The following is a 529-nucleotide window of genomic DNA, read 5'->3' as shown; positions in this document are numbered from 1 at the left end:
AGCTACAGACCCCTGAGTCTGTCTTTCTTTACAGCCGACAAGTGTGAGCGCTTCAATGCGCTTTCGCGACAAGCTCTGGAAAGGAGGTGATCCAGCCGCACCTTCCGATACGGCTACCTTGTTACGACTTCACCCCAGTCATGAATCCTGCCGTGGTGACCGTCCTCCTTGCGGTTAGACTAGCCACTTCTGGCAAAACCCACTCCCATGGTGTGACGGGCGGTGTGTACAAGACCCGGGAACGTATTCACCGCGGCATGCTGATCCGCGATTACTAGCGATTCCAGCTTCACGCAGTCGAGTTGCAGACTGCGATCCGGACTACGATCGGTTTTCTGGGATTGGCTCCACCTCGCGGCTTCGCAACCCTCTGTTCCGACCATTGTATGACGTGTGAAGCCCTACCCATAAGGGCCATGAGGACTTGACGTCATCCCCACCTTCCTCCGGTTTGTCACCGGCAGTCTCCCTGGAGTGCTCTTGCGTAGCAACTAGGGACAAGGGTTGCGCTCGTTGCGGGACTTAACCC

At 56.7% G+C, this 529-nt stretch carries 1 rRNA gene; it reads right to left on the bottom strand.

The features are described 5' to 3' along the window. Nucleotides 1–79 precede the first annotated feature (79 nt). A 16S ribosomal RNA gene (locus tag ACFPTO_RS25120) occupies nt 80–529 on the bottom strand; the annotation flags it as partial.

Source organism: Paraburkholderia denitrificans (assembly GCF_042655705.1).
Classification (GTDB): Bacteria; Pseudomonadota; Gammaproteobacteria; order Burkholderiales; family Burkholderiaceae; genus Paraburkholderia; species Paraburkholderia denitrificans.
This window is presented reverse-complemented; position numbering and strand designations above follow the sequence as displayed.